Origin of the sequence: Streptomyces sp. (genome assembly GCF_050698815.1) — a bacterium.
Lineage (GTDB): Bacteria > Actinomycetota > Actinomycetes > Streptomycetales > Streptomycetaceae > Streptomyces.
The window spans coordinates 1-4,260 of sequence record NZ_JBOHCV010000542.1 but is presented as its reverse complement, the minus strand read 5'-3'; the positions used below and the strand labels follow the sequence as shown (position 1 = coordinate 4,260).

Sequence of the window (4,260 nt, the reverse complement as noted above, 5' to 3'; positions counted from 1 at the left end):
CACGATCAACCGGAAAACCAGAAACCGCATCCACCCCACCCACCACCAAATCCCACAACCCACCCGGAGACACCACACCCCCCGGAAAACGACACCCCATACCCACCACCGCCACCGGCTCATGGGTACGTTCTTCGACGTCGTGGAGTCGCTGCTCGGCCTGGTGGAGTTCGACCGTCACGCGCTTAAGATATTCGGCCAGCTTCGCTTCGTTGGTCATGGATGTCCCCCTGGTTGTCCGAACCCGTCCGACGCTGTCGGCCGAGACGGTTGTCGATGAGTTCGAAGATCTCGTCGGGCGTCGCCGACTGAATCGCCTCCATGAGATCCCCGCTGGGCTGCTCCAGTTTCCGCAGCAGGACGTGGAGGCGTTCGGCGATCGCGTCGCGGGTGCCGGCATCGGCCGGATCGAACGAGCCGATAGCGGCTTCCAACGAGTCGAGCCGCGCCAGCGGGGAGGCGTCCTCGGCAGGATCCGGACCCGGAGCCAGCAGCTCGCGCACATGCGCCGCGAGAGCGGCGGCCGTCGGGTGGTTGAAGACCACAGTGGCGGGCAGCCGCAGGCCGGTCGCCGTGCTGAGCCTGTTGCGCAGTTCGACAGCCGTCAGGGAGTCGAAACCCAGCTCCTTGAAGGCACGGCCGGCCTCGACGGCCCGACGGGCACCGCCCAGGACGGCGGCCGCGTGGCTGCTGACCAGTTCGAGCAGCAGGGCGTTCTGCTCGGATGCGGTCAGAGCCGACAACCGCAGCTCCCACGAGTCCGCTCCGGCCGCGGCGCCGGCCGCCCTGCGCCGTGACGGCGCGCGGACAAGACCGCGCAGCACCGCGGGCAGCGGGCCGCCCCGCGCGAGATCGCGCAGGGACCCGGTGACGATCCTGGCCGGCACCAGGGCCGGCAGCCCTCCGGCCAGAGCGGCGTCGAAGTGGGAGAGTGCCTCGTCGGTCTGCAGGGCACCGACGCAGGTGCGGGCCATGCGCGCCACATCCGCCTGGGAGAGATGGCCGGTCATCCCGGTGGACTGGGCCCAGTAGCCCCAGGCCAGGCTGGTCGCGGGCTGTCCGTGCGCGTGGCGGTGCGCGGCCAGACCGTCGAGAAAGGCGTTGGCTGCCGCATAATTCGCCTGGCCCGGTGTGCCGATGACGCCGGTGACGGACGAGAACAGGACGAACGCGGCGAGGTCCAGCCCAGAGGTCTGCTGGTGCAGGTTCCACGCGGCGTCCGCCTTGGGGCGGAGCACCCGGTGGATCCGGTCCGGGGTGAGCGCGTGCAGGGTGGCGTCGGCGAGGACGCCGGCCGCGTGAACCACCGCGGTGAGCGGGTGGTCGGCGTCCACGGTGCTCAGGGCCGCCCGCAGCGCCTCCGGATCCGCGACGTCGCAGGCGGCCACGGTCACCTCGGCGCCCTCGGCGGCGAGTTCGGCGCGGATCTCGTCGGCACCCTCGGCGTCCGGGCCTTTGCGGCTGGTCAGGAGAAGATGCCGGATGCCGTGCGAGGTCACCAGGTGGCGGGCGACAAGCCGGCCGAGAGTGCCCGTGCCGCCCGTGACGAGCACCGTACCGCCCGGGTCGAGCGCCCGGGCCGGCACCTGTGGGCCGGGGATCGTCCTTGTCAGCCGCGGTATGTGCAACCTGCCTGCGCGCAGGGCCAGTTGCGGCTCACCGGCGGCCAGTGCGCCGGGCAACGCCCGCACCGATTCCGCTGTGTCGTCGATGTCGATCAGCATGACGCGGTCCGGGTGTTCGGCCTGGGCGCTGCGGACCAGTCCCCACACGGCGGCGCCGGCCAGCCCGGTCACGTCGTCGCCGGCCCGGACGGCGACGGCGCCCCGCGTGAGCACGACGAGTCGTGCGTCGTCGGTGCCCTCACCGGTGAGCCGCTCAGTCAGCAGCTCGAGCGCGGCCTCGGTCGCCCGGTGGGCGTGGTCCGCGGGGCTGTCGGGGGCGGACACGGACGCCGAGTCGGCAGGAGCGGCCAGTAAGACGCCGGGCGCGGGGGCGCCGAGTGCGCGGGAAAAGACCGCCGCCGTGTCGGCACAGGCCCTTACCCTCACCCCGGCGCGGGCGAGCTCGCTCTCGAGGGACGCCGTCCCGTCCCCGAGGAGAGCCCAGACACCGGGAGTGCCTCCCTGCGGGCAGGGCACCTCCGGCCAGTCGAGGTGGAAAAGGCTCCCGCCGTACGGCTCTTGCGGCCGCGCCGTCACGTCATCGGAGGGGTCCGCCAGGGTGAGGGTCTCGGCGGCCGCGACCGGTTGTCCGGCCGGGTCGGCCAGTGCCAGCCGGTACCGGTCCGCGTCGAGCGCGGTGAGACGCACACGTACGGAGGTGGCCTGCGTGGCGTAGAGGCGCAGGCCGGCCCAGGACACCACCCGCCGTGCGGCGGCGCCGTCCGGGTGGAGAGCGGCGGCCAGCGTGCGCGAAGCCGCGTCCAGCAGCTCGGGGTGGATTCCGAAGCCGTCGATGTCGGCGGGGAGTTCCTCCTTGAGCGCCACCTCCGCGTACAGGTCGGCGCCGAGCCGCCACAGCGCCTGCACACCGCGGAACGGGTCCTGCGGGCCGGCGCCGTCGTCCTCGGGGTCCGGCGCGAGATCGGCGAGATCGGCGAGATCGACGGACACAGCCCCGGGCGGGGGCCAGGCGCCGTCGGTAACGGACACGGCGGCGGCACCCTCGGTCCCGGGCAGAACGGCGGCCTCGGCGTGCCGGGTCCAGTCACCGTCCTCGCCCTCGGGACGGGAGTGCACCAGAATCTCGCGCCGCCCGGACGCGTCCGCCGCCCGTACGGTGACCTGGAGCTGACACGCGTGCTCGGAGGAGAGGCCGAGCGGAGCGAGCACCGTCAGTTCGTCCACCCAGGGGCACTCCACCTGCTCGCCCGCGTGCAGGACGAGTTCGGCGAGCACGGCTCCGGACAGGGATGCGCCCTGCGCGGGCGCACCGGCGGGCAGGCGCCCGGTGAACACCATCTCCCGGCTGTCCGCCAGTGGGACCGCCGCGCCCAGCAGCGCGTGTTCCGCCGCCAGCAGGCCGGCCGAGGCCACGTCTGCGGTACCGGAGACGCTGTCCAGCCAGTGCCTCTCCCGCTGGAAGGCGTACGTGGGCAGTTCGACCGTCCGGGCCCCGGGGTCCGCCGGTACGGCGGACCAGTCGGCGGTCGTGCCGTGCGCGTGGATCTGGGCGGCCGAGGTGAGAAAACGGCGCCAGCCACCGTCGTCCCGGCGCAGCGTGCCCGTGACCAGAGCGTCCGCGGCGGATCCCTCCGCGCCGCTCACCGTGTCCTGGACCGCCATGGCCAGCACCGGGTGCGGGCTGACCTCGACGAAGGTGCGGTGCCCGTCCGCCAGGAGCGTCCGGGTCGCACGCTCGAACTGAACGGTCTGACGGAGGTTGCGGAACCAGTACGCGGCGTCCAAGGTCGCGGTGTCCAGCGGCTCACCGGTCACCGTCGAGTAGAACGGAAGCTCGGAGCTGCGGGGGGTGATCCCGGACAGCAGCTCCATCAGGTGATCGCGGAGTACGTCCACGTGCGGGGAGTGGGACGCGTAATCGACGGCGATCCTGCGGGCGTCCACCCCCTCCTTCGCGCACTCGGCGAGCAGCTCTTCCAGAGCCTCGGCATCGGCGGAGACAGTGGTCGACGAGGGGCCATTGACCGTGGCGATGTGCACGCGACCGCCAAAGCGTGCCAGCCGGGGCTCGATCTCGTGGGCGGGCAGGGCAACCGACGCCATTCCGCCGTTGCCGGCGAGCGCCACGATGGCCCGTGAACGCAGGGCCACCACGCGGGCCGCGTCGTCCAGGCTGAGCGCGCCGGCCACCTGGGCCGCGGCGATCTCGCCCTGCGAGTGCCCGACGACCGCGTCCGGCACGATGCCCAGGGAGCGCCAGAGCTCCGCCAGCGACACCATCACGGCGAACAGCACGGGCTGGACCACGTCGACCCGGTCCAGGGCCGGCGCGGCCGGCGCACCGCGCACCACGTCCAGCAGCGACCAGTCGGTGTGCGGCGCGAGTGCGTCCGCGCACTCCGCGAGCCGTTTCGCGAACACCTCCGAGGAGTCGAGGAGTTCACGGGCCATACCGGCCCATTGCGACCCCTGCCCGGGGAAGACGAAGACAGTGCCCCCCGCTTCGTCCGCCGTCCCGGTGACCACGTGGGCGGCGGGCTCTCCGGCGGCGAGTGCTTCGAGTCCGGTGAGGAGTTCGGCGCGGTCCTCCCCCACCCCGGTGGCCCGGTGATCGAACAACGCACGCGTCGTGGCC

The 4,260-nt window shown here is 72.9% G+C and carries 2 protein-coding genes; both read right to left on the bottom strand.

Features of this window, described 5'->3' with window-relative positions; translation table 11 throughout:
• Positions 1-220: polyketide synthase docking domain-containing protein (locus tag ACRDP3_RS19695; protein ID WP_431518288.1), on the bottom strand; the 220-nt coding region annotated here is incomplete at its 3' end.
• Positions 186-4,244, bottom strand: a complete 4,059-nt coding sequence (locus ACRDP3_RS19690; protein WP_431518287.1) for an SDR family NAD(P)-dependent oxidoreductase — start codon at positions 4,242-4,244, stop codon at positions 186-188. The genes ACRDP3_RS19690 and ACRDP3_RS19695, both read right to left, overlap by 35 nt.
• Positions 4,245-4,260: the final 16 nt, after the last annotated feature.